We start from the raw sequence: 254 nt of genomic DNA on the forward strand, positions 1-254 counted from the left end.
AAATGCTGATGGTGTACTGACAAAGGCATAACGGGTTATGCAGGAAAAGGGACGTGAGCGGCAGAAAAAGTAAGATTATGTCTGCTAAAAGGGGGGGGAAGCCTTTTCCCCATCCAGGTGTTGTTTTTGCCGGACCTTTGCCAAAATGTTTTGTCTATATTTTAGCCTCTTTTATTTTGCAGTGGGCTTATGGCTTAGGGGCAAATATTGTTCAATCTAATATTGTCTATTTTACTGGTGATTTCAACGCAACT

It is taken from the genome of Bartonella sp. MR168JLCBS (assembly GCF_042194175.1).